Origin of the sequence: Aeromonas piscicola (assembly GCF_000820005.1) — a bacterium.
Classification (GTDB): domain Bacteria; phylum Pseudomonadota; class Gammaproteobacteria; order Enterobacterales; family Aeromonadaceae; genus Aeromonas; species Aeromonas piscicola.
In genome coordinates, this window is record NZ_CDBL01000007.1 from 203,142 (window position 1) to 225,101 (window position 21,960).

The 21,960-nt window shown below is 61.8% G+C and carries 16 protein-coding genes and 1 tRNA gene; 1 reads left to right on the plus strand and 16 read right to left on the minus strand.

Annotated features, from left to right (window positions below; genetic code table 11):
* The first annotated feature begins 6 nt into the window (after positions 1 to 6).
* Positions 7 to 3,924 (plus strand): phosphoribosylformylglycinamidine synthase, encoded by a 3,918-nt coding sequence (purL, locus tag BN1128_RS01840; protein ID WP_042865883.1) that lies wholly within the window; start codon positions 7 to 9, stop codon positions 3,922 to 3,924.
* A gap of 265 nt (positions 3,925 to 4,189) precedes the next feature.
* Here purL and nuoN read toward each other — a convergent pair whose 3' ends face one another.
* From nuoN to BN1128_RS01920, 16 genes are all read right to left on the minus strand, one after another.
* Positions 4,190 to 5,653: an NADH-quinone oxidoreductase subunit NuoN gene (nuoN, locus tag BN1128_RS01845; protein ID WP_042865884.1), complete on the minus strand. Its 1,464-nt coding sequence runs from the start codon at positions 5,651 to 5,653 to the stop codon at positions 4,190 to 4,192.
* Between the two features lie 61 nt (positions 5,654 to 5,714).
* Positions 5,715 to 7,235 (minus strand): NADH-quinone oxidoreductase subunit M, encoded by a 1,521-nt coding sequence (nuoM, locus tag BN1128_RS01850; protein ID WP_042865885.1) that lies wholly within the window; start codon positions 7,233 to 7,235, stop codon positions 5,715 to 5,717.
* 78 nt (positions 7,236 to 7,313) lie between these two features.
* On the minus strand, positions 7,314 to 9,161 hold the full coding sequence (gene nuoL / locus BN1128_RS01855; protein WP_042865887.1) for an NADH-quinone oxidoreductase subunit L: 1,848 nt from the start codon (positions 9,159 to 9,161) through the stop codon (positions 7,314 to 7,316).
* The gene (nuoK, locus tag BN1128_RS01860) at positions 9,158 to 9,466 is read right to left on the minus strand and encodes an NADH-quinone oxidoreductase subunit NuoK (RefSeq protein ID WP_042034381.1); all 309 of its coding nucleotides are present in this window, start codon (positions 9,464 to 9,466) and stop codon (positions 9,158 to 9,160) included. The genes nuoL and nuoK overlap by 4 nt, the downstream gene beginning before the upstream one ends.
* Positions 9,463 to 10,026 (minus strand): NADH-quinone oxidoreductase subunit J, encoded by a 564-nt coding sequence (gene nuoJ / locus BN1128_RS01865; RefSeq protein WP_042865888.1) that lies wholly within the window; start codon positions 10,024 to 10,026, stop codon positions 9,463 to 9,465. Before nuoJ ends, nuoK begins: the two co-directional genes overlap by 4 nt.
* A 10-nt stretch (positions 10,027 to 10,036) precedes the next feature.
* Positions 10,037 to 10,579, minus strand: a complete 543-nt coding sequence (gene nuoI / locus BN1128_RS01870) for an NADH-quinone oxidoreductase subunit NuoI (protein ID WP_042865889.1) — start codon at positions 10,577 to 10,579, stop codon at positions 10,037 to 10,039.
* A 128-nt stretch (positions 10,580 to 10,707) separates the two neighbouring features.
* Entirely contained in the window at positions 10,708 to 11,676 is a 969-nt protein-coding gene (gene nuoH / locus BN1128_RS01875) for an NADH-quinone oxidoreductase subunit NuoH (RefSeq protein WP_042865890.1), read from the minus strand.
* Positions 11,673 to 14,411 carry an NADH-quinone oxidoreductase subunit NuoG gene (nuoG, locus tag BN1128_RS01880; RefSeq protein ID WP_042865891.1) on the minus strand — a complete coding sequence of 913 codons (2,739 nt, stop codon included), beginning with the start codon at positions 14,409 to 14,411 and terminating at the stop codon, positions 11,673 to 11,675. The genes nuoH and nuoG overlap by 4 nt, the downstream gene beginning before the upstream one ends.
* Before the next feature lie 159 nt (positions 14,412 to 14,570).
* A complete protein-coding gene (nuoF, locus tag BN1128_RS01885; protein WP_042865909.1) occupies positions 14,571 to 15,956 on the minus strand; it encodes an NADH-quinone oxidoreductase subunit NuoF in 1,386 nt (461 codons plus the stop codon).
* A 67-nt stretch (positions 15,957 to 16,023) separates the two neighbouring features.
* Entirely contained in the window at positions 16,024 to 16,566 is a 543-nt protein-coding gene (gene nuoE / locus BN1128_RS01890) for an NADH-quinone oxidoreductase subunit NuoE (RefSeq protein ID WP_082030320.1), read from the minus strand.
* Positions 16,567 to 16,628: 62 nt separating this feature from the next.
* Positions 16,629 to 18,434, minus strand: a complete 1,806-nt coding sequence (gene nuoC, locus BN1128_RS01895; RefSeq protein ID WP_042865892.1) for an NADH-quinone oxidoreductase subunit C/D — start codon at positions 18,432 to 18,434, stop codon at positions 16,629 to 16,631.
* A gap of 2 nt (positions 18,435 to 18,436) precedes the next feature.
* Positions 18,437 to 19,111: a NuoB/complex I 20 kDa subunit family protein gene (locus BN1128_RS01900; protein WP_042034369.1), complete on the minus strand. Its 675-nt coding sequence runs from the start codon at positions 19,109 to 19,111 to the stop codon at positions 18,437 to 18,439.
* A gap of 29 nt (positions 19,112 to 19,140) precedes the next feature.
* Positions 19,141 to 19,545 carry an NADH-quinone oxidoreductase subunit A gene (locus BN1128_RS01905; RefSeq protein ID WP_042865893.1) on the minus strand — a complete coding sequence of 135 codons (405 nt, stop codon included), beginning with the start codon at positions 19,543 to 19,545 and terminating at the stop codon, positions 19,141 to 19,143.
* Positions 19,546 to 19,860: 315 nt separating this feature from the next.
* Positions 19,861 to 20,739, minus strand: a complete 879-nt coding sequence (locus BN1128_RS01910; RefSeq protein ID WP_042865894.1) for a flagellar motor protein MotB — start codon at positions 20,737 to 20,739, stop codon at positions 19,861 to 19,863.
* Entirely contained in the window at positions 20,714 to 21,472 is a 759-nt protein-coding gene (locus tag BN1128_RS01915; RefSeq protein WP_042865895.1) for a flagellar motor protein, read from the minus strand. The genes BN1128_RS01910 and BN1128_RS01915 overlap by 26 nt, the downstream gene beginning before the upstream one ends.
* Positions 21,473 to 21,794: 322 nt before the next feature.
* Positions 21,795 to 21,882 (minus strand) — tRNA-Ser (locus tag BN1128_RS01920).
* Between the last annotated feature and the right edge of the window lie 78 nt (positions 21,883 to 21,960).

The following is a 21,960-nucleotide window of genomic DNA, read 5'->3' on the forward strand; positions in this document are numbered from 1 at the left end:
GGTCATATGGATATCTTGCGTGGTGCCCCAGCACTGTCTGATTTTCGTGTCCAAAAACTGCTGCAACGCTTCGCACAGATGAGAAAGGAGAGTGGAGTAGAGAGCGGAGTAGAGATAGAGGATGTCTATGCCGAATATGTGCACTTCGCCGAGCTCTCGAGCCCGCTGTCACCGCCCGAGCGAGCGACATTGGGCCAGCTTCTGCACTACGGCCCGACCATCCCCGAACACACCCCCAGCGGTCAGCTGTTTCTCGTTACCCCTCGCCCCGGCACTATCTCCCCCTGGTCTTCCAAAGCAACCGACATAGCCCACAACTGCGGCCTGACCCAGGTCAAGCGGCTGGAGCGTGGCATCGCCTATTACGTGCAGGCCAAGGGCGAATTGACCCAGGCCCAGTGCGCTGACGTTGCCGCCGTGCTCCATGACCGCATGATGGAAGTGGTGTTTGCCGAGATGAGCCAGGCGAGTGCCCTGTTTGCCCACCAGGCGCCGCGCCCCTTTACCCAGGTGGATGTGCTGGCCGGTGGCCGCAGCGCCTTGGCCTCGGCCAACGTGGCGCTGGGGCTGGCCTTGGCCGATGACGAAATCGACTATCTGGTGGAGAACTTCACCCGGCTGGGTCGCAACCCCAACGACATCGAGCTCTACATGTTTGCCCAGGCGAACTCCGAGCACTGTCGTCACAAGATCTTCAACGCCGACTGGACCATAGACGGCGAGCAGCAGCCCAAGTCGCTGTTCAAGATGATCAAGAACACCTTTGAGCAGACGCCGGATCATGTCCTGTCTGCCTATAAAGACAACGCCGCCGTGATGGAAGGGAGCCAGGGTGGTCGATTCTTCCCGAGCCCCGCCAGCGGTGAGTACCAGTATCATCAGGAACGTGTCGACATCCTGATGAAGGTGGAGACCCACAACCACCCGACCGCCATCTCCCCCTTCCCGGGGGCAGCCACCGGCTCCGGTGGTGAAATCCGCGACGAGGGCGCAACCGGCCGTGGTGCCAAGCCCAAGGCGGGTCTGGTGGGCTTTACCGTCTCCAACCTGCGGATTCCTGGTTTCGAGCAGCCCTGGGAGCAGGACTTCGGCAAGCCGAGCCGCATCGTCAGTGCCTTTGACATCATGCAAGAGGGGCCGCTCGGCGGCGCCGCCTTCAACAACGAATTCGGTCGCCCGGCCATTCTCGGTTACTTCCGTACCTTCGAAGAGGAGGTGCCGAGCCACAACGGCATCGAGGTGCGTGGCTATCACAAGCCCATCATGCTGGCGGGCGGCATCGGCAACATCCGCACCGATCATGTCCAGAAAGGGGAGATCCCGGTCGGGGCCGCCCTGATAGTGCTGGGTGGTCCGGCCATGAACATAGGTCTGGGTGGCGGCGCAGCCTCTTCCATGGCCTCCGGCCAGTCTGCCGAAGATCTCGACTTTGCCTCGGTCCAGCGTGACAACCCCGAGATGGAGCGCCGTTGCCAGGAGGTGATCGATCGCTGCTGGCAGCTGGGGGACGACAACCCCATCGTCTTCATCCATGACGTGGGGGCCGGTGGCCTCTCCAACGCCATGCCGGAGCTGGTCAATGACGGTGAGCGTGGTGGTCGCTTCGATTTGCGCGCCATCCAGAGCGACGAGCCGGGCATGAGCCCGCTGGAGATCTGGTGCAACGAATCCCAGGAGCGTTACGTGCTGGCGGTGGCGCAGGACAAGTTGCCGCTGTTCAAGGCGCTGTGCGAGCGTGAGCGCGCGCCCTATGCCGTCATCGGCACCGCCACCGAAGAGAAGCACCTTACCCTCTCTGACAGCCACTTTGACAACCAGCCCATCGACTTGCCGCTGGACGTGCTGCTGGGCAAGGCGCCCAAGATGCACCGTGATGTTGTCACCCTGCCTGCCCAGGGCAAGCCGTTGCAGCTCGATGGCACCACCCTCTCCGAGGCGGCCGAGCGGGTACTGCGTCTGCCGACCGTGGCGGAGAAATCCTTCCTCATCACCATCGGCGATCGCAGCGTGACCGGGCTGGTCAACCGTGACCAGATGGTCGGTCCCTGGCAGATCCCGGTGGCCGATTGCGCCGTTACTGCGGCGACCTACGACAGCTACCACGGCGAAGCCATGTCCATGGGCGAGCGCACCCCGGTGGCGCTGCTCTCCCACGCCGCATCCGCCCGCATGGCAGTAGCCGAAGCCCTGACCAACCTGGCACCGACTCACATTGGATCGCTCAAGCGGGTCAAGCTCTCCGCCAACTGGATGGCCGCTGCCGGTCACCCGGGTGAGGATGCCGGCCTCTATGAGGCGGTCAAGGCGGTGGGCGAGGAGCTCTGCCCGGCCCTTGGCATCACCATACCGGTGGGCAAGGACTCCATGTCGATGAAGACCCGCTGGCAGCAGGATGGCAAGGAGCAAAGCGTCACCTCGCCGCTCTCCTTGCTCATCACCGCCTTTGCCCGGGTGGAAGATGTTCGCAACACTGTGACGCCGCAACTGCGTACCGATCTGGGTGAGACCGACCTTATCCTGATTGACCTTGGCAACGGCAAGCAGCGCCTCGGCGCCTCGGCCCTGGCTCAGGTCTACCGTCAGCTGGGTGACAAGGCGCCGGATCTCGACAATCCGGTGCAACTGAAAGGCTTCTTCAACGCCATTCAGGCGCTAGTGGCCGATCGCAAACTGATCGCCTACCACGACCGCTCCGATGGCGGCCTGTTCGTCACCCTGACCGAGATGGCCTTCGCCGGTCACTGCGGTCTCGATATCCAGCTGGACCGCATCGGTGGCGAACTGTTGCCGGCGCTGTTCAATGAGGAGCTGGGCGCCGTCATCCAGGTGCGTCGCGACGACAAGGAAGCCGTGATGACACTGCTGGCCGGTCACGGCCTGGCCGCCTGCTCCCATGTGCTGGGCACGGTGCGCGAGGGGGATCTCATCACCCTGCAGCGCGCGGGCCAGGAAGTGTATCGCGCCAGCCGTACTGCTCTTCGCACCCTCTGGGGCGAGACCAGTTGGCAGATGCAGCGCCTGCGCGACAACCCGGTGTGCGCCGACAGTGAACATGCTGCCCGTCAGGATGCCACCGACCCGGGTCTGCAGGCCAAGCTCAGCTACAACCCGTCCGAGGATGTGGCCGCGCCCTATATCGCCAAGGGGGTCTCCCCCCGTCTGGCGGTGCTGCGTGAGCAGGGGGTCAACTCCCATGTGGAGATGGCGGCTGCGTTTGACAGAGCCGGCTTTGCCGCTGTCGACGTCCATATGAGCGACATTCTCTCTGGCCGGATCAAGCTGGAAGAGTTCCAGACCCTGGTGGCCTGTGGCGGTTTCTCCTACGGCGACGTACTGGGAGCCGGTGAGGGCTGGGCCAAGTCCATCCTGTTCAACGACAACGCCCGTGAGCAGTTCCAGCGCTTCTTCGAACGTGGCGATACCTTGTCGCTGGGCGTGTGCAACGGCTGCCAGATGATGTCCAACCTGCGCACCCTGATCCCGGGGGCCGATCTGTGGCCGCGCTTCGTGCGCAACCGCTCCGAGCGCTTCGAGGCGCGCTTCAGTCTGGTAGAGGTACAGGACTCTCCGTCTGCCTTCTTCGCCGGCATGGCGGGCTCCGTGATGCCCATTGCCGTCTCCCATGGGGAAGGGCGAGTGGAGGTGCGCGACGCCGCTCACTTGAGCGCGCTGCAAGCCAGTGGTCTGGTGGGTCTGCGTTTCGTCGACAACCGTGGTCAGGTGACCGAGCAGTACCCGGCCAACCCGAACGGTTCGCCGGATGGCATCAGCGCCGTGACCACCACAGACGGTCGCGCCACCATCATGATGCCGCACCCGGAGCGGGTGTTCCGCACCGTGGCCAACTCCTGGCACCCGGACAACTGGGGCGAGGACGGAGCCTGGATGCGGATGTTCCGCAACGCCCGGGTGCAACTGGGTTAATCCCGCAGCGCAATCTGCAACAATAAAAAAACCGGCCAGCAGGCCGGTTTTTTATTGGCAAAGCACAGCCGCTTGCGAGGTGAGGGTAGCGCATTGTCACGGGGTAGGGCCTCGGACAGCTGATGATGATCTTTGTTTCCTGCTTCGTGGGTTTAGGCGGTCTGACAACTGTGCTGGCAAGCTATGGATATTCGTGGCATGCCCATTATGCAGATAAAAAAACCGGCCACTTGGGCCGGTTTTGTGTTTCTGGCAGAGGCGCGACTTAGCGCAGTACCACGTGCTGGAACCCCTGTACCAGGCTGATGACGGGTTGGGGGTAGATGCCCAGTGCCACCACTATGATGGCGGAGAGCAGGACCACCATGCCGCCCGAGGAGACGGCCCAGTCGGCCTTGGCATCGCGCAGCTGCATGCCGGGTTCCCGCAGATAGAGGGTGACCATGACGCGCAGGTAGTAATAGAGACCCAGGGCGCTGCCCAGCACTATGGCGCCTGAGAGCCACCACAGCTTGGCATCGACCGTCACCCCGATCAGGTAGAACTTGCCGATGAAGCCCAGCGTCATGGGGATACCCGCGAGCGACAACATCATCACCGTCATGACGGCGGTCAGGTAGGGGCGCTTCCAGAACAGACCACGGTAGCTGTGCAGGGAGTCCGCATCCTTGCCGCGATAGGGGCTGGACATCATGCTGATGACGCCGAAGGCCCCCAGGCTGGTGAACAGGTACATCAGCAGGTAGACGCCGGCTGCTTCTACTGGCATCTGGCCGAGGCGACTGGCGACGATCACCGCCAGCAGATAACCGAAGTGGGAGATGGAGGAGTAACCCATCATCCGCTTGATGTTGGTCTGCAGCAGGGCCAGCAGGTTGCCGATGACGATGGAGACGACCGCCATGGCGGCCAGCAGCCAGTGGATCATGGGATCTGCCGCCGCAGGCACAGCCAGATAGAAGCGCAACAGCACGCAGAACACGGCTATCTTGCTGACGGTGGCCAGGAAGGTAGCCACTGGCGCCGGGGCGCCTTCGTACACGTCAGGTGTCCAGAGGTGGAAGGGCGCTAGGGAGAGCTTGAAGGCAAACCCCACCAGCATCAGCCCCAGACCACCCATCAGCAGCGGGTGGTGAGCCGGGGTGGTGGCCAGGGTCAGGCCCAGATCGCTGAAGCTCAGACTACCCGCCTGGGCGTAGAGCAGCGCCATGCCAAACAGCAGAAAGGCAGTGGCGGCGGCGGAGAGCACCATGTACTTGATGCTGGCTTCCAGCGAATGGCGCTCGCGGTAGGCGTAGCCCACCAGACCGAACATGGGCAGGGTCAGCATCTCGATCCCGATGAACAGGGAGGCGAGGTGGCGGGAACCGGCCAGCACCAGACCGCCAGCGGTGGCGATCAGCAGCAGCAGGTAGAACTCTTCCCGGTTGTCAGGATAGCCCTTGAGCCAGGAGCGACCGAAGGTGCAGGTGGCCAGGGCGCCGATGAGTACCAGTCCCATGTAGAAGACGGCGTAACCGTCTATCTGCAGCAGCGGGGTGACTCCCTGATCGCCTTGCGCCATCACGATGGGCAGGGAGAAGAGCGCCAGGTTGAGGCCCGCTATGGTGACGACGAAGGCGGTGTCGTCACAGCGCCGCCAGGCGATGGCCAGCATCAGGGCCAGCATGGCCCCCGTGGTCAGCAGCAGGGGCAACAGGGCCAGCAGTTGAGAAGCGGTGAATGTCATTGCAGTGCTCCTGTAATGGACAAGTAAGGCAACAGGACCAGCGGTCGGGAAACAGTCAGGTTCATTGCAATGCTCCAGCGGACGGCAGTGCGTACCAGTGCAGCACGCTCATCAGGCTGCTGCCTGCGGTATCGAGCACCGGCTGGGGATAGACACCGAGCAGCACCAGCAGGCCGGCTATGGTCATCATCATCACCAGTTCGCGGCGATCCAGGCCCTTGAGCACCTTCTCGTCCTTGGGCGCGCCGAAGCAGGCACGTTGCAGCATGATGAGGGAGTAGACCGATGCCAGTACCAGACCGAAGGTGGCGATGACGGTGATGATGGGAGCGACCTGGAAGCTGCCGATGAGGATCAGGAACTCGCCGACGAAGTTGCCGGTACCCGGCATGCCAAGGGAGGCCACCGAGAAGAACAGCATGACGCCGGGCAGGTAGCGCAACCGGCCCCACAGGCCGCCCATCAGGCGCAGATCACGGGTGTGCAGCCGCTCGTAGAGCTGACCGCACAGGATGAACAGACCGGCGGCGGAGAGGCCGTGGGCGATCATCTGCACCACGGCGCCTTGCAGCGCCAGCTCGCTACCCGAGTAGATGGCGATCATCACGAAACCCATGTGGGAGATGCTGGTGTAGGCCACCAGCCGCTTGATGTCGGTCTGGGCGAACGCCACTATGGCGCCGTAAACGATGCCGACCAGGCCCAGCAGCATGGCGTAGGGGGCGAACTCGGCAGAGGCCTCCGGGAACAGCGGCAAAGCGAAGCGCAGCAGACCGTAGGCGGCGGTTTTCAGCAAGATGCCGGCCAGGTCCACCGAGCCTGCGGTCGGCGCCTGACTGTGGGCATCCGGCAGCCAGCCGTGCAGCGGCACCAGCGGCATCTTGACCGCGAAGGCGATGAAGAAGCCCAGCATCAGCAGCCACTGGACGCCCTTGCTCATCGGGGTGTTGAGCAAGTCCTGATAGTCAAAGGTGAACACGCCGGTGGCGGCGTGGTGGGTCAGCACCAGACCCAGGATGGCGACCAGCATGATGAGGCCGCTGACCTGGGTGTAGATGAAGAACTTGGTGGCCGCGTTGATCCTGGACTTGCCGTCGGTGACCGAGTGGCCCCACAGCGCGATCAGGAAGTACATGGGGACCAGCATCATCTCCCAGAAGAAGAAGAACAGGAACAGATCCAGCGCCATGAAGACGCCGAGCACGCCCCCCAGGATCCAGAGCAGGTTCAGGTGGAAGAAGCCGATGCGCTGTACGATTTCCTTCCAGGAACAGAGGATGGCCAGCACGCCGATGAAGCAGGTGAGCATCACCATCAAGAGCGACAGGCCATCCACCGCCAGATGCAGGGAGATGCCGAAGCGGGGGATCCAGGGCAACTGCAGTTCGGCGGCCCAGGCGGACACGCCAGTCTGGGTCGCAAGGGAAAAGTCACCGCTCCACCAGATGGCGCCGGAGAGCAGCAGGCAGGCGCTCATGGACAGCAGGGCGACCCAGCGCACGAAGTATTCACCGAAGCGCTCCGTCTGCCAGCAGAGCAGACCGCCGATGAAGGGTATTAACAAGATCCAGAGTAAGGTCACGATATCAGCTCTCGTCTATGTTCTAGTCACTGTGCAGGCCCGTGGGCTTGCTGCGAGTTCAGGGGCTGCATCACGGGATCAGCCGAGCAGCAGCAGGGCCAGGATCAGGGCGGCGCCCATCCCCATGGAGGCTGCATACCAGCGCAACTTGCCGGAAACGGTCCAGGCCAACAGCTGGTGGCCACTCTGTGCCAGCCAGGCCGGCAGGTTCATCATCCAGTCCAGCGGATCCTTGCCGAGCAGGCGGGTGCTGAGCAGGTAGGGTTTGACCCACAGCTGATCGTACAACCAGTCAAAGCCCCAGGCATTGAACCAGAGGGTGCTGAGCAGGCGGCCAGGCGCGCTGTTCGCCACGCTGGTGGCCAGCCGACGCTCACCCAGAAACAGGAAGGCGGCCAGGGCTATGCCCGCGATGGCGACTATGCCGGAGGCTATCTCCAGCGTGTGACGACCCGCTTCTATGTGATCTCCCGGACCGGCTGGCAGCACCCCGGCCAGCGGCGGCACTATCAGGGCCCCGATCCCGGTGGAGAGCACCAGCAGCACCAGCAGTGGCAGCTGGTGGGCCAGGCCGTGGCCGGCGTGGGCCTGCGTCTGCACCTTGCCGTGGAAGGCGATGAAGATGAGGCGGAAGGTGTAGAGGGAGGTCAGGAAGGCCCCCACCAGACCGGCCCACAACAGCGTGCTCTGGCCAGATGCCTGCACCTGCCACAGGATGGCGTCTTTACTGTAGAAACCGGCCGTGACTAGCGGCAGCGCGGCCAGCGCCGAGCCCCCTACCAGGAAGCAGGCATAGACCAGCGGCAGACTCTTGCGCAGGCCCCCCATCTTGAAGATGTTCTGCTCATGGTGGGTCGCGACTATGACGGCACCGGCGGAGAGGAACAAGAGCGCCTTGAAGAAGGCGTGGGTCATCAGGTGGAAGATGGCCCCTTCCCAGGCGCCGACCCCGAGGGCCAGGAACATGTAGCCTATCTGGCTCATGGTGGAGTAAGCCAGGATCCGCTTGATGTCGGTCTGTACCAGGGCTGCAAAACCCGCCAGCACCAGGGTAATGGCGCCGACCAGCGCCACCAGATGCAGGATCTCGGGGGCCAGCAGGAAGAGGCCGTGGGTACGGGCGATGAGATAAACACCGGCGGTCACCATGGTCGCGGCGTGGATCAGGGCAGAAACCGGCGTCGGGCCCGCCATGGCATCCGCCAGCCAGGTTTGCAGCGGCAGCTGGGCCGATTTACCGACGGCGCCGCCCAGGAGCATCAGGCAGGCCAGCGACAGGGCAGGGGAGCCCTCGGCAAACACCACGGGGGCGCGCACCAGCAGCTCATGGATGTTGAGGGTGCCCAGCTCCCGGTAGAGGATGAACAGGCCGATGGCGAGGAAGACGTCGCCGACCCGGGTCACCACGAACGCCTTGAGGGCGGCCGCCCCGTTGGCCGGGTTGCGGTAGTAGAAGCCGATCAGCAGGTAACTGCACAGCCCCACCCCTTCCCAGCCGAGGTAGACGAACAGCAGGTCATCGGCCAGCACCAGGAACACCATGCTGGCGATGAACAGGTTGGTATAGGTGAAGAAGCGGGAATAGCCCTCTTCCCCGCGCATGTACCAGGAGGCGAACAGGTGGATGAAGAAACCCACCCCGGTCACCACCCCCAGCATGGTCAGCGACAGGCCGTCCAGCGCCAGGCGGAAGGTGGGATTGAAGCTGCCCACCGACATCCATTGCCACAGGGTCTGGGTATAGACACCGCCGACCGGCATGGTATTGAGGAAATCGATACCGACCCACAGGGTGGTGAGGGCCGACAACCCTATGCTGCCGACGCCGATGAGCGCCGAGCTGCGCTCGCCGAAACGGCCGAGGGAGAAGGCCAGCACCAGCCATCCCAGCAGCGGGAATAGAAAAGTCAGGTATAAGAGGCTCATCCGCGCATCTCGCTCACAGTGTCCACGTTGAGGGTGTGGTAACGACGATAGAGCAGCAGTAGTAAAGCGAGGCCGATACTGGCCTCCGCTGCCGCCAGAGAAATCACCAGTATGTACATGATCTGGCCATCGGCCTGGGCCCAGCGGCTGCCAGCCACCACGAACGCCAGCGCGGACGCATTCATCATGATCTCGATACTCATGAGAATAAACAGCAAGTTACGGCGGATCAGCAGACCGCACAAACCGATGCAAAACAGCACGGCGGCCAGCAGCAGACCGTGTTCCATGGGGATGCCACTCATTGCTGACCTCCTTCTTGAGATGGACTTGGTGCTGGGCGCCCGGCCGTTTTGGGAACGGAAAGCACTTCCCCGCTCTTGTCTTCACGGCCCAGGTGGTAGGCGGTCACCAGACCCGCCAGCAGCAGGATGGAGGCGAGCTCCACCGCGAGCACGTAAGGGCCGAACAGGGCAATGCCGACCTCTTTCGCGCTGACGTCGGTCAGACCAAGCTGACCCCCTGTCACGCCGAGGATGCCGTAGGCCAGAAAGCCCAGCAGGACGAGAGAGAGCAGGCCCGGACCCACCCAGGTGGTGGGGGTGAGCCAGTTCTTCTCCTGATCCTGGGACGATCCCAGGTTCAGCATCATCACCACGAACACGAACAGCACCATGATGGCGCCCGCGTAGACGATCACCTGCAGTGCACCCGCGAAGGAGGCGCCCAGACAGAAGAAGATCATGGCCACGGCGATGAGCGAAATAATGAGATTGAGCAGCGCATGCATGGGATTGCTGGTGCTGATCACCCGCAGCGTGCTGTAAACGGCTACCAGGGCCGCGGCATAAAATGCCAGTTCCATGATTGACTCCTCAGGGCAGCAGGCTCTTGACATCGATAGGTTTGGCTTCGTGCTCGGCATCCCCTTTCGGCTTGCCATCGATAGCCATACCGCTCATGCGATAGAAGTTGTAATCCGGGTATTTGCCGGGCCCGCTGATCAGCAGATCTTCCTTCTCGTACACCAGATCCTGGCGGCGGTATTCGCCCATCTCGAAATCCGGCGTCAGCTGGATAGCGGTGGTGGGGCAGGCCTCTTCGCACAGGCCGCAGAAGATGCAGCGGGAGAAGTTGATGCGAAAGAACTCCGGATACCAGCGACCATCGTCCCGCTCTGCTTTCTGCAGCGAGATGCAGCCGACCGGGCAGGCCACGGCGCACAGGTTGCAAGCCACGCAGCGTTCGTCACCGTCCGGGTCGCGGGTCAGCACGATACGCCCACGGAAACGGGGAGCGGCATAGACAGTCTCTTCCGGGTAACTCAGGGTTTCGCGTGGTCGCCAGGCATGGGAAAACACCATGCCCAGACTGCGAAGTTGGGTACCGACACCCTTGATTATGCTAACAATTTTCATAGTCGTGCCTCACTGCACATTCATCAGCACCACAGCCCCTGAGCCTTGCATCCCGAGCGGGGTGCAAGGCGCGAGGCAAGCAGACGTTCCAGCCAAACGGCATCACAATGTTCATATCCATTCCGGCCTCACTGCGCACTCATCAGCACCACGGCACCCGTGATCAGCATGTTGATCAGGGTCAGCGGCAGGCAGACTTTCCAGCCAAAGGACATCACCTGGTCAAAGCGCGGACGGGGCAGAGAGGCCCGCAGCAGGATGAAGAACACCATGAAGCAGGCGGTCTTCAGGGCAAACCAGATGAAGGGCGGCAACCAGGGACCGTGCCAGCCACCGAAGAACAGGGTCACTATGAGGGAGGAGATCAGCACTATGCCGATGTACTCGCCCACGAAGAACAGACCCCATTTCATGCCCGCATACTCGATGTGATAGCCGTCGGCGAGCTCCTGCTCGGCCTCCGGCTGGTCAAACGGGTGGCGGTGGGTGACGGCGACGCCGGCAAACAGGAAGGTGATGAAGCCCAGGATCTGGGGCACCACGTTCCACAAGCCCTCCTGAGCCTCGACTATGTCTCTCAGGTTGAAGCTGCCGGTCTGGATCACTATCCCCATCAGGGAGAGCCCCAGGAACACCTCATAGGAGAGGGTCTGAGCCGAGGCGCGCAAGCTGCCGAGCAATGAGTACTTGTTGTTGCTTGACCAGCCTGCGAACAGCACGGCATAGACCGCCAGTCCCGCGATGGCCAGTATGTAGAGCAGGCCCACGTTGAGATCCGCCACGCCCCAGGTGGGGGTGAGCGGTACCACGGCAAACGCCAGAATAAAGGCGGTGAAGGCGATGATGGGGGCCAGGATGAAGATCCGGCGATCCGCGAACGGCGGGATCCAGTCCTCCTTGAAGAACATCTTGACCATGTCGGCCGCCAGCTGCAGCAGGCCGAACGGGCCCACCCGGTTGGGGCCGTAGCGATCCTGCCACAGCGCCAGCAGGCGACGTTCGATGAAGCTCATGAAGGCACCTGCCCCCACGATCCCCACCAGCACGATCAGCGCCTTGCCGACGTCAATCAGCAGATCCATCAGGGAATCACTCATGCGATCGCCTCCTGCAGGTTGTTGATGTAGGCCTGTTGCAGTGCGGTCGGCAGACCGTTCACCCCGAGCGGCAGACCCAGCAGACCCTGTGCCAGGGCATCGCTCAGCCGCAGCTTGAGGCGCCAGTGGTTGCCACCCCAGGAGAAGCTCACCTGATTGCCCGCGTTGAGGGCAAGGCGAGCCGCATCGGCCGGGTTCAGCACCAGCTCGGGCTCATTCATGCGGGCCTGGATGACGGGGCTGCGAGCGGAGAGTTCCTCGCCGCCAAACAGCTGGTCATAGTTGACCACCTGCAGGGCTTCCTGGGCCACGAAGGGGGCAGGTATGGCATCAAACCAGCCGAGATTGTCTTCACCCGGTTCCAGCAGACGGCGACCGGGATCACCGGCGCGCAGCTTGCCGCCCACCTCGTCCTGGAACTTGTTCCAGGCCGATGGCGAGTTCCAGCCCGGCGCCCAGGCAAACGGCACCTGCTGCATCGGCTGACGGGCACCGGCATAGCCTTCCATGGAGAAGTTGAAGGGGGAATCCGGATCCTGGGCCACTCTCGGCTCGCTGACGTTCTGATCCGCCAGCATGGAGGTGCGGCCGCTGTAGCGGTGCGGCTCACGGGCCAGCTTCATGCCACGGATCCGCAGCCCTGCGTTGGGCGAGGCTTCCAGCATGGGGGCGAGCAGCGGCGTCGAGGCGGCGCAGGCGCGGCTGATCTCGTCAAGGTTCTGCCAGCGCAGGGGCTGGTGATCGAGCGCCCCTTGCAGCGCTGCAAGCCAGCGCCACCCTTCCCGGATCTGGATGTCGGCGTTGTAGAAGGCCGGTGCATAGACCTGGAAGTAGCGCTGGGCACGGCCCTCCATATTGACGAGAGTGCCATCGGCCTCGGCAAAGCTGGCGGCAGGCAGCACCAGATCGGCCTTCTGGGCTGTCTGGGTATCCTGATGATCAACCACCAGCAAGTGTTGCAGGCGGGCGATGGCCGCATCGACCCGATTGCGCGGGGCACGGCGATAGAGATCATTCTCCAGGGTTACCAGCGCCAGGTTATCCTGGGCTTCGATACGCTCAAGGGCCGCTTCCAGCGATTTGCCTGCCGACTTGCCTGCATCCAGCATGGCCAGACCCAGACTGTTGGCCTCTTGCGCCACCAGTGCCAGGCTGACGTCCTGACCACGGCCCTTGAGGGCGCGGGCGATATTGCTGGCGGCGTCGATCAGTGCCGGGGTGCGGGCTCCCGAGCCTGCGATGATGAGCGGCTTCTTGGCGTTGACAAGCAGGTCGGCCCAGCGAGCGGCTTGCGCCTGCTGCTCTTGGCCAAGATCAGACAGGGCCGGCGCCGAGCTGTCGAGCAGATGGGCGATGGCAAAGCCGAGGCGGGCCTGATCCGCGTGGGGGGCGTGCAGTTTTTCTGCCGCCACGTCGTCGAGGCGGGTGCTGTCCAGGCTGGTGATGAGCAGCGGGTAGCGCTCATTCTGGCCCAGGGTCTGCACCGCGGCGACCTGCCACAAGTCCACCTTCATCTTGCGGGCGATTTCGCGCGCCTTGCCCTTGACCGACTGGCGCAGCGCCAGGGCGATGCGGGCGGCGCTCATAGTGACATCTTCACCCAGCACCAGAATTGCGTCGGCCTCTTCCATGTCCCGCAGGCTCGGCGTGCGAATGCCGCCGTGTTGCAGTATGTGCAACATCTTTTGCAGACACGCCCACTCGCTCTGCTCGACGCCGCAATAGAAGTTGTCGGCACCCACCAGCTCGCGCAGGGCGAAGTTGCTCTCCAGCGAGGCGCGGGGAGAGCCGATGCCGATGACGCCGGCCGCGGTGCGCAGGGCGTCGGCGGCACGGTTCAGGGCGCCGTCCACCGTGATGGCCAGCTTGTCGTTGCCATCACGCAGCAATGGCTGACGCGGGCGATCCGCCAGATTGACGTAGCCATAGCCAAAGCGGCCGCGATCGCACAGGAAGTAGTGGTTGAGGCCACCGTGGAAGCGGTTCTCGATACGGCGCAGCTCGCCGTAGCGCTCGCCTGGGCTGATGTTGCAACCGACCGAGCACTGCTGGCAGATGCTGGGGGCAAACTGCATGTCCCACTTGCGGTTGTAACGCTCGGAGTGGGTCTTGTCGGTGAAGACGCCGGTGGGGCAGACCTCCACCAGGTTGCCGGAGAACTCGCTCTCCAGGGTGCCATCTTCGACCCGGCCGAAATAGACGTTGTCGTGGGCGCCATAGACACCCAGATCCTCGCCGCCGGCGTAGTCCTTGTAGTAACGCACGCAGCGATAACAGGCGATGCAGCGGTTCATCTCGTGATTGATGAAGGGCCCCAGTTCCTGATTCTGGTGGGTGCGCTTGGTGAAGCGGTAGCGACGGCTGTTGTGGCCCGTCATCACCGTCATGTCCTGCAGGTGGCAGGCGCCACCCTCCTCACATACCGGGCAATCGTGGGGGTGGTTGGTCATCTGCCACTCCACCACGCACTTGCGAAACTCTTTCGCCTCTTCGTCTTCGATGGAGATATAGGTGCCATCGGTAGAGGGGGTCATGCAGGACATGACCAGGCGGCCGCGCTTGTCGTCGGCATTCTGATACTGCTTGACCGCACACTGGCGGCAGGCGCCGACGCTACCCAGCGCCGGATGCCAGCAAAAATAGGGGACGTCCAGCCCTAAGGAGAGACAGGCTTGCAGCAGGTTGTCTGCCCCGTCTACCTCGTACTCTTTACCGTCTACAAAAATGGTGGCCATACAACTTCCCTGACATCAATTAGATAAAACGCGCAGATTGGATTAGCCGGCAGGCGTAATCAGACAATGGCGTCATCAAACATTCGTGAACTCTGGTTTGCACCGGTTTTGCATGAGACGGCCGATCAGGCTTCGCCCATCGGCCCTGCGATCCTCGTCTTACCAGCGTTCACCCAGCAGATTGGGCTGGATCCCTTTGAGCAGCTTGTGATTATCCTGCGGTCCCTTGATCCCGGCCTCGAATTCAGCGCGGAAATACTTGAGAGCGCTGCCAAGCGGCTCGACGGCACCAGGGGCGTGGGCACAGAAGGTCTTGCCGGGCCCCAGGAAGTTGCACAGTTGCTCCAGGGTCGCCAGATCCCCTTGCTGACCCTCGCCCCGCTCCAGCGCCCGCAGCAGCTTGACGCTCCAGGGCAGGCCGTCGCGACAGGGAGTGCACCAGCCACAGGATTCGCGGGCGAAGAACTCTTCCATGTTGCGCAAGAGCCCCACCATGTTGATGCTGTCATCCACCGCCATGGCGAGGCCGGTGCCCATGCGGGTGCCGACCTTGCCGATGCCGCCGGCATACATCTGGGCATCCAGATGCTCGGGCAGCAGGAAGCCGGTACCGGCCCCGCCCGGTTGCCATGCCTTGAGGCGGTAGCCGGGCTTCATGCCACCGGCGTACTGCTCGAACAGCTCACGGGCCGTGATGCCAAACGGAAGCTCCCAGACCCCAGGGTTGTTCACCTTGCCGGAGAAGCCCATCAGCTTGGTGCCGTGATCTTCGGAGCCCGGCAGCGCCAGCCCCTGATACCAGGCAACCCCGTTGCCTATGATGGCGGGCACGTTGCACAGGGTCTCGACGTTGTTGACGCAGGTAGGCTTGCCCCAGACGCCGGAGACGGCAGGGAAGGGGGGTTTGGCGCGCGGGTTGGCGCGGCGCCCTTCCAGGGAGTTGATGAGCGCCGTCTCTTCGCCGCAGATGTAACGACCGGCGCCCGTGTGGACGAACAGCTCGAAGTCAAAGCCCGAGCCCAGGATGTTCTTGCCAAGCAGGCCGGCGGCCTTGGCCTCTTCCACCGCGCGGCGCAGGTTGATGGCGGCATCCACGTACTCGCCACGCAGGAAGATGTAGCCGCGATAGGCCTTGAGGGCCTTGGCGGAGATGATCATCCCCTCGATCAGCAGGTGGGGCAGTTGCTCCATCAGCAGCCGATCCTTGTAGGTATTCGGCTCCATCTCGTCGGCGTTGCAGAGCAGGTAACGTATGTTCATGCTCTCGTCTTTGGGCATCAGACCCCATTTCACGCCGGTGGAGAAGCCAGCGCCACCGCGTCCCTTGAGGCCGGCATCCTTGACGGTGCCGACTATCTCATCCGGGCTCATCTGGCCGAGGGCTTTGCGGGCCGCGTCATAGCCCTGCTTGCTCTGGTATTCATCCAGCCAGACAGGCTGGCCGTCGTCACGCAGCCGCCAGGTGAGCGGATGGGTCTCGGGGGCGCGCGCGATCAGGTTGGCCGTGCCGATGGAGGCGAGAGGCGTGGTCGGCCGTGGGCTCATGGACATAGGTTGGCCTCCGGGGTCTTGTACCGTTCATGGCGCATGGGCAGATTGCCCTCGTGAAGACTCATGGGTAGGCCTCCAGGGTCTTGAGCAGGCTGATGGCATCGAGCCCGCCATAGGTGTCGTCGTCGATCATCAGCGCCGGCCCCTTGTCACAGTTGCCGAGGCAGCAGACGGGCAGCAGGGTGAAGCGGCCGTCGGCGCTGGTCTGGCCGGGGGCCAGATCCATCACTTCCTTTAGGCCGGCCAGCAGCCCTTCGTGGCCGTTGATGTAACAGACCATGCTGTCACAGACCCGGATGATGTGACGTCCGACCGGCTGGCGGAAGATCTGGCTGTAGAAAGTTGCAACCCCTTCCACGTCGCTGGCGGGAATGCCGAGTTCGGCAGCGATGGCATGGATGGCACCGTCCGGTACCCAGCCGCGGGCCTGCTGCACTATCTTGAGTGCTTCTATGCTGGCGGCGCGGGGATCTTCGTAGTGGTGTATCTCATGCCGGATGGCATCGCGTTCGGCCTGGCTCAGGACGAAGCCGTCCCCCTTGCCCTGGCACTCACTTTGCCCCTCCGGGGTCTGATTGTTTTGGCACTGACATTGCTGGCTCATGGCTTAACCTTTTGTGGCTTGTCCTTTTTGTCGCGTAACGGTTGTTTAGTAACAGCAGTTACTCAACGATCCACATCCGACATAACGAAATCGATACTGCCCAGGTAGGCGATGAGATCCGACACCATGCTGCCCCGGATCACCGAGGGGATCTGTTGCAGGTGAGCAAAGCTCGGGGTGCGGATCCGGGTCCGGTAGCTCATGGTGGAGCCATCGCTGGTCAGGTAATAACTGTTGATCCCCTTGGTCGCCTCTATCATCTGGAAGGATTCGGCGGCCGGCATCACCGGGCCCCAGGACACTTGCAGGAAGTGGGTGATCAGGGTCTCTATGTCTTGCAGGGTGCGATCTTTGGGCGGCGGCGTGGTGAGCGGGTGATCCGCCTTGAATGGCCCCTCCGGCATGTTCTTCACACACTGCTCTATGATGCGCAGGCTCTGGCGCATCTCTTCGAGGCGCATCATGCCGCGATCGTAAACATCACCGTTGGCACCGACCGGCACCTCGAACTCGAACTGATCGTAGCCGGAATAGGGGCGCCATTTGCGCACGTCGAAGTTGAGGCCGGTGGCTCGCAGACCACCCCCCGTGATGCCCCACGCCAATGCCTGCTCTGTGGTATAGGGAGCGACGCCTATGGTGCGGCCGCGCAAGATGCTGTTGCGCATGGCGGCCTTCTCGTAATCCATCAGCCGCTTGGGCAGCCAGTTCAGCAGGTTATCCTGGATGAGACGAGCCCAGCCCACCGGCAGATCGTGCGCCACGCCGCCGATACGGAACCAGGCCGGGTGCATGCGCGCGCCCGTGATGGCTTCGATGATGGTGTAGATCTTCTGCCTGTCGGTGAAGGTGAAGAAGACGGGGGTCATGGCACCCACGTCCTGGATATAGGTCCCGAGGAACAGCAGGTGGCTCTGGATGCGGAACAGCTCAGCCAGCATCACCCGGATCACGTCGACCCGGTTTGGCACCTTGATGCCCGCCAGCTTCTCGACCGCCAGCACATAAGGCAGGTTGTTCATGACGCCACCCAGGTACTCGACCCGGTCGGTATAGGGGATGTAGCTGTGCCAGGATTGACGCTCACCCATCTTCTCGGCACCGCGGTGGTGATAGCCGATGTCGGGCACGCAGTCGCGGATCTCCTCGCCATCGAGCTGCAGCACCAGCCGGAAGGCGCCGTGGGCGGAGGGGTGGTTGGGGCCCAAGTTCAAGAACATGTAGTCCTCGTTCTCGTTGCCCCGGTTCATGCCCCACTCTTCGGGTTTGAACAGCAGGTTGTCCTGCTCCTGATCCTGTTTGACCGCATCGAGCATGAAGGGATCGAACTCGGTGGCGCGCGCCGGATAGTCCTTGCGCAGCGGGTGACCCTGCCAGCTTTTGGGCATCATGATGCGGGTCAGATGGGGGTGACCATCGAAGTTGATGCCCATCAGATCCCACACTTCCCGCTCGTACCAGTTGGCGTTGGGGAAGTGGCGGCTGATGGTTGGCAGGCTCAGGTCGCTCTCTTTAAGCGGCACCTTCAGCATCACATCGGCGTTGCGGTCGATGGAGATGAGGTGATAGAAGACGGTGAAGTCGCTCTCGGGCAGGCCGTCGCGATGGCTGCGCATCCGCTCGTCGGTGGCGCTGAGATCAAACAGCATCACGAACGGGGAGGGGAGCTTGCGCAAGAAGCCGATGACGTCCAGCAGCAGCTCGCGGGAGAGCCAGATCACGGGCACGCCGGTGCGGGTGGTCTGAACGGTGAAGCGCTCGGCGCCAAAGTGGGCAAACAGCTCGCCGACCACCTGGGCATCCTGGTGATCGCTCGGTTGCCACTGGGCCATGGTGTAGTTACTGGGGAATTCTCGAGTCAGTTTCATGATCAGATCTCATCCGGCGTGCGCAGGTTGGTAACGTTGATCCGCTCGCCGCGCTTGCGTTCCTTCTCGGCCTGCATCTGGGGACGGTAGATCCCCTGATCGCCCACCACCCAGGAGAGGGGGCGGCGTTCCTTGCCGATGGAGTCCTGCAGCAGCATCAGGGCCTGCAGGAAGGCCTCGGGACGGGGCGGGCAGCCAGGAATGTAGACATCGACCGGCAGGAACTTGTCCACGCCCTGTACCACTGAGTAGATGTCATACATGCCGCCCGAGTTGGCGCAGGCGCCCATGGAAATGACCCACTTGGGTTCGAGCAACTGTTCGTACAGGCGCTGGATGACAGGCGCCATCTTGATGAAAGGCGTCCCTGCTATCACCATGAAATCTGCCTGACGCGGCGAGGCTCGAATAACCTCGGCGCCGAAGCGGGCTACGTCATGGGGGGAGGTGAATGCGGTACACATCTCCACATAGCAGCAGGAGATGCCGAAGTTGTAGGGCCAGAGGGAATTCTTGCGACCCCAGTTTACGGTGTCTTGCAACACCTCCTCGAGACGCCCCATCATGATGCCGCGTTCAGCCTGTTGCGCCAGCGGATCATCGACTGTCTGGCGCTGTTCCTGAGGGTAGCGCTCAACCGGCGCATCTGGGTCAATCCGGGTCAGGGTGTACTTCATGGTGCAACCTCAAAGGGAATATCGGTAATTCAGTCTGGCTTCTTGTCAGTCAGAACGCGTTTCTTTGGTGCCCAGTCGAGGGCGCCGATGCGCCACAGGTAGATAAGACCTACCAGCAGCAGGGTGATAAAGATGGCGGCTTCGATAAAGCCGACCCAGCCACTCTCCCGAACGGAGACGGACCAGGCAAACAGATAGAGTGCCTCGACGTCGAAGATGACGAAGAACATGGCGACCAGGTAGAACTTGGCGGAGAAACGCAGACGGGCATTGCCAACCGAATCTATGCCCGATTCGAAGGGCTTGTTTTTGGCTCGACCGTAGGCACGGCCTCCCAGCAAGGCGGCCAGACCTATCATGATCAGGCACAGGCAAATGGCTGCAACGACATAGATAGCAAAAGCCCAATGCTGGACAGCAATATCAGCAAACATATAGGTTTTCCCTAACCGAATTAATCATGTGACTTAACAAGGGTGTTACGCATTATGCCACTTCCATACTGATTTACATGTCATTTCAAAGGATTAATTATTAATCATGGGGAGAAAAATCGTATTTTGCTAGCAAGGTCAATTTTCTCATTTGAGAATCATTTTCAATGGTGCGAATAGACTCGGAAAACGGTATGCCACAGGGGCCTGTACAAGCGTGGCATGCGGGGAAAATAGGGGGTTCTGGTCGGATGAGTGGGATGAGAACGGCTGTGATGAGATGCAAAGAAAACCCCGCTGGGCGGGGTTTGCTGATCAGGGTTTTAGGATGGGGAGCGCCTCTTCGGCGGCCTTGCCCTGAGAGAGGGTGATCTCGACCCGGCGGTTGGCCTGTCGATGCTCCGGCGTGTCGTTGGCATAGCGGGGCTGGGCATCGGCCACCCCCTGAGCTATGACCCTGGTTGCGTCCAGCTTGGGGTTGGTGAGCAGGGTATGGACGATGGAGGCCGAGCGCAGCACAGACAGTTCCCAGTTGCTGCGATAGAGCTCTATCGGCGCCTGTGAGTTGTCCGTGTGGCCTGTCACCACCACCTTGCCCGGGATGTCTGCCAGTATGCCGGAGATCTTGTTGACCAGCGGGATGAACTGGGGCTGCAGGAAGGCCGAATCGGCCGGGAACAGCGCCTTCTCGCCGATGCGGATCACCAGTTGGCTGCCAAGCTGCTCCACCTCCAGATCCTTGGATTCAATCTGTGCCTTGAGTTGCTGCTCGAGTTTCTTCTTGGTGACCTGTACCCACTCCTGTTCCTTGGTCTTGTGCGGCCAGGCCTCGGTGGCACTCGGTTTCTCCGAGGCCCCTATGGTTTCGTTGAAGGGATCTGCCGCCGCAGCCGGTGCCTCTTTTTCCAGCACGGTTTCTTTATCCGGGCTGCTGGGTGCCGTTCTGGATTCCGGCTCCAGGATCCCGGTACCGCCCTGCATCACAGGGGAACCGGCCGGTGGAGAGATAAGGCCGATTTTACCCAGCGACTCGATGAAGCCCTGGATCAGCACCCGGGTCTCGGACTGTTTGGCCATGGCAAAGGAGTAGAGCACCACGAACAGGGCGAACAGCAGGGTCATGAAGTCGGCATAGGAAACCAGCCAGCGTTCGTGGTTCTCCGGCGCTTCAGGCTTTTTCTTTTTGGCCACCATGGCCTCCCAGATAAGGTTCGAGGGTAACTTGTAACCGGGCTTGTGACTCGCCATCCACGATGCAGAGGATGCCGGTCAAGGTCATCTCCTTGTAGTGGCGGATATCATGGGCAAACCCCTTATAACGGTTACCGAAGGGAAGAAAGATCAGGTTAGCGGCACCCACCCCGTAGATGGTGGCGATGAAGGCCACCGCGATGGCACCACCCAGTTTGTCAGGGGCATCCAGCAGGCCCATGGCGTGGATCAGGCCAAATACCGCACCTACTATCCCCATGGTAGGGCAGTAGCCACCCATGGCCTCATAGAATTTGACTGTCTGCTCGAGATCCTCATGCTCGAACTCGATCTCGTTCTCCAACACCTCGTGGATCTTGGTCTTCTCGTAGCCATCGACCATCATCTGTACCCCTTTTTGCAGGAAGGGATCCTTGATCTCATCGATCATGCCCTCCAGGGCCAGCATGCCGCTGCGTCTGGCGTTGCCGGCCAGTGTCTCCAGCAACTGCGCCTGCTCCAGCATGTCGAGCTTGGGGGGGGCAAGCAGCCACTTGAAGCGCTTGAAGGTTTTACCGACGACGGAGAAGGGAAACTGGGTCAGTGCGGCACCAATCGTACCGCCTATCACTATGAGGAAGGCTGGCAGATCGAGCAGGGCACTGGGATGGCCCCCCTCGATGATGTTACCGCCAAGGATACAGATTATTGCAAAAAGAAGGCCAATCAAGCTCATTTTTTGTACGTCCCTGGATATTGATAATGGCTAGTGTAGCTATTTAAGTATCAGTTTTTCAAAATGATATCCAATCGGTGAACAATAAATCAGAGCCGGGTCCGGCGGGAAAATATTTTACGGCGCGGGGCGGAACACCTGTCTGGACTGGGCGAGAAACCAGGCATGCTCATACTGGGTGGGCAAGGGCGCCTGATAGGGAGAATATCCCTAGGATAATGCCTGTGTTTTTCGGGAGGAGGGTGAGAGCATTAGCCTATCGAGAGCCGATGGCGCAGGCCAGAAAGCAAAAAACCGACCATCAGGTCGGTTCTTTTTAATTTGGCGGTGAGGGAGGGATTCGAACCCTCGATACGTTGCCGTATACACACTTTCCAGGCGTGCTCCTTCAGCCACTCGGACACCTCACCAAATTTTTGACCAAGGTTTAACGTGTTTGGCCAACACTGCGTTCGCTGCGCTGGAACGGGGCGTAATTTAGGGGAAAG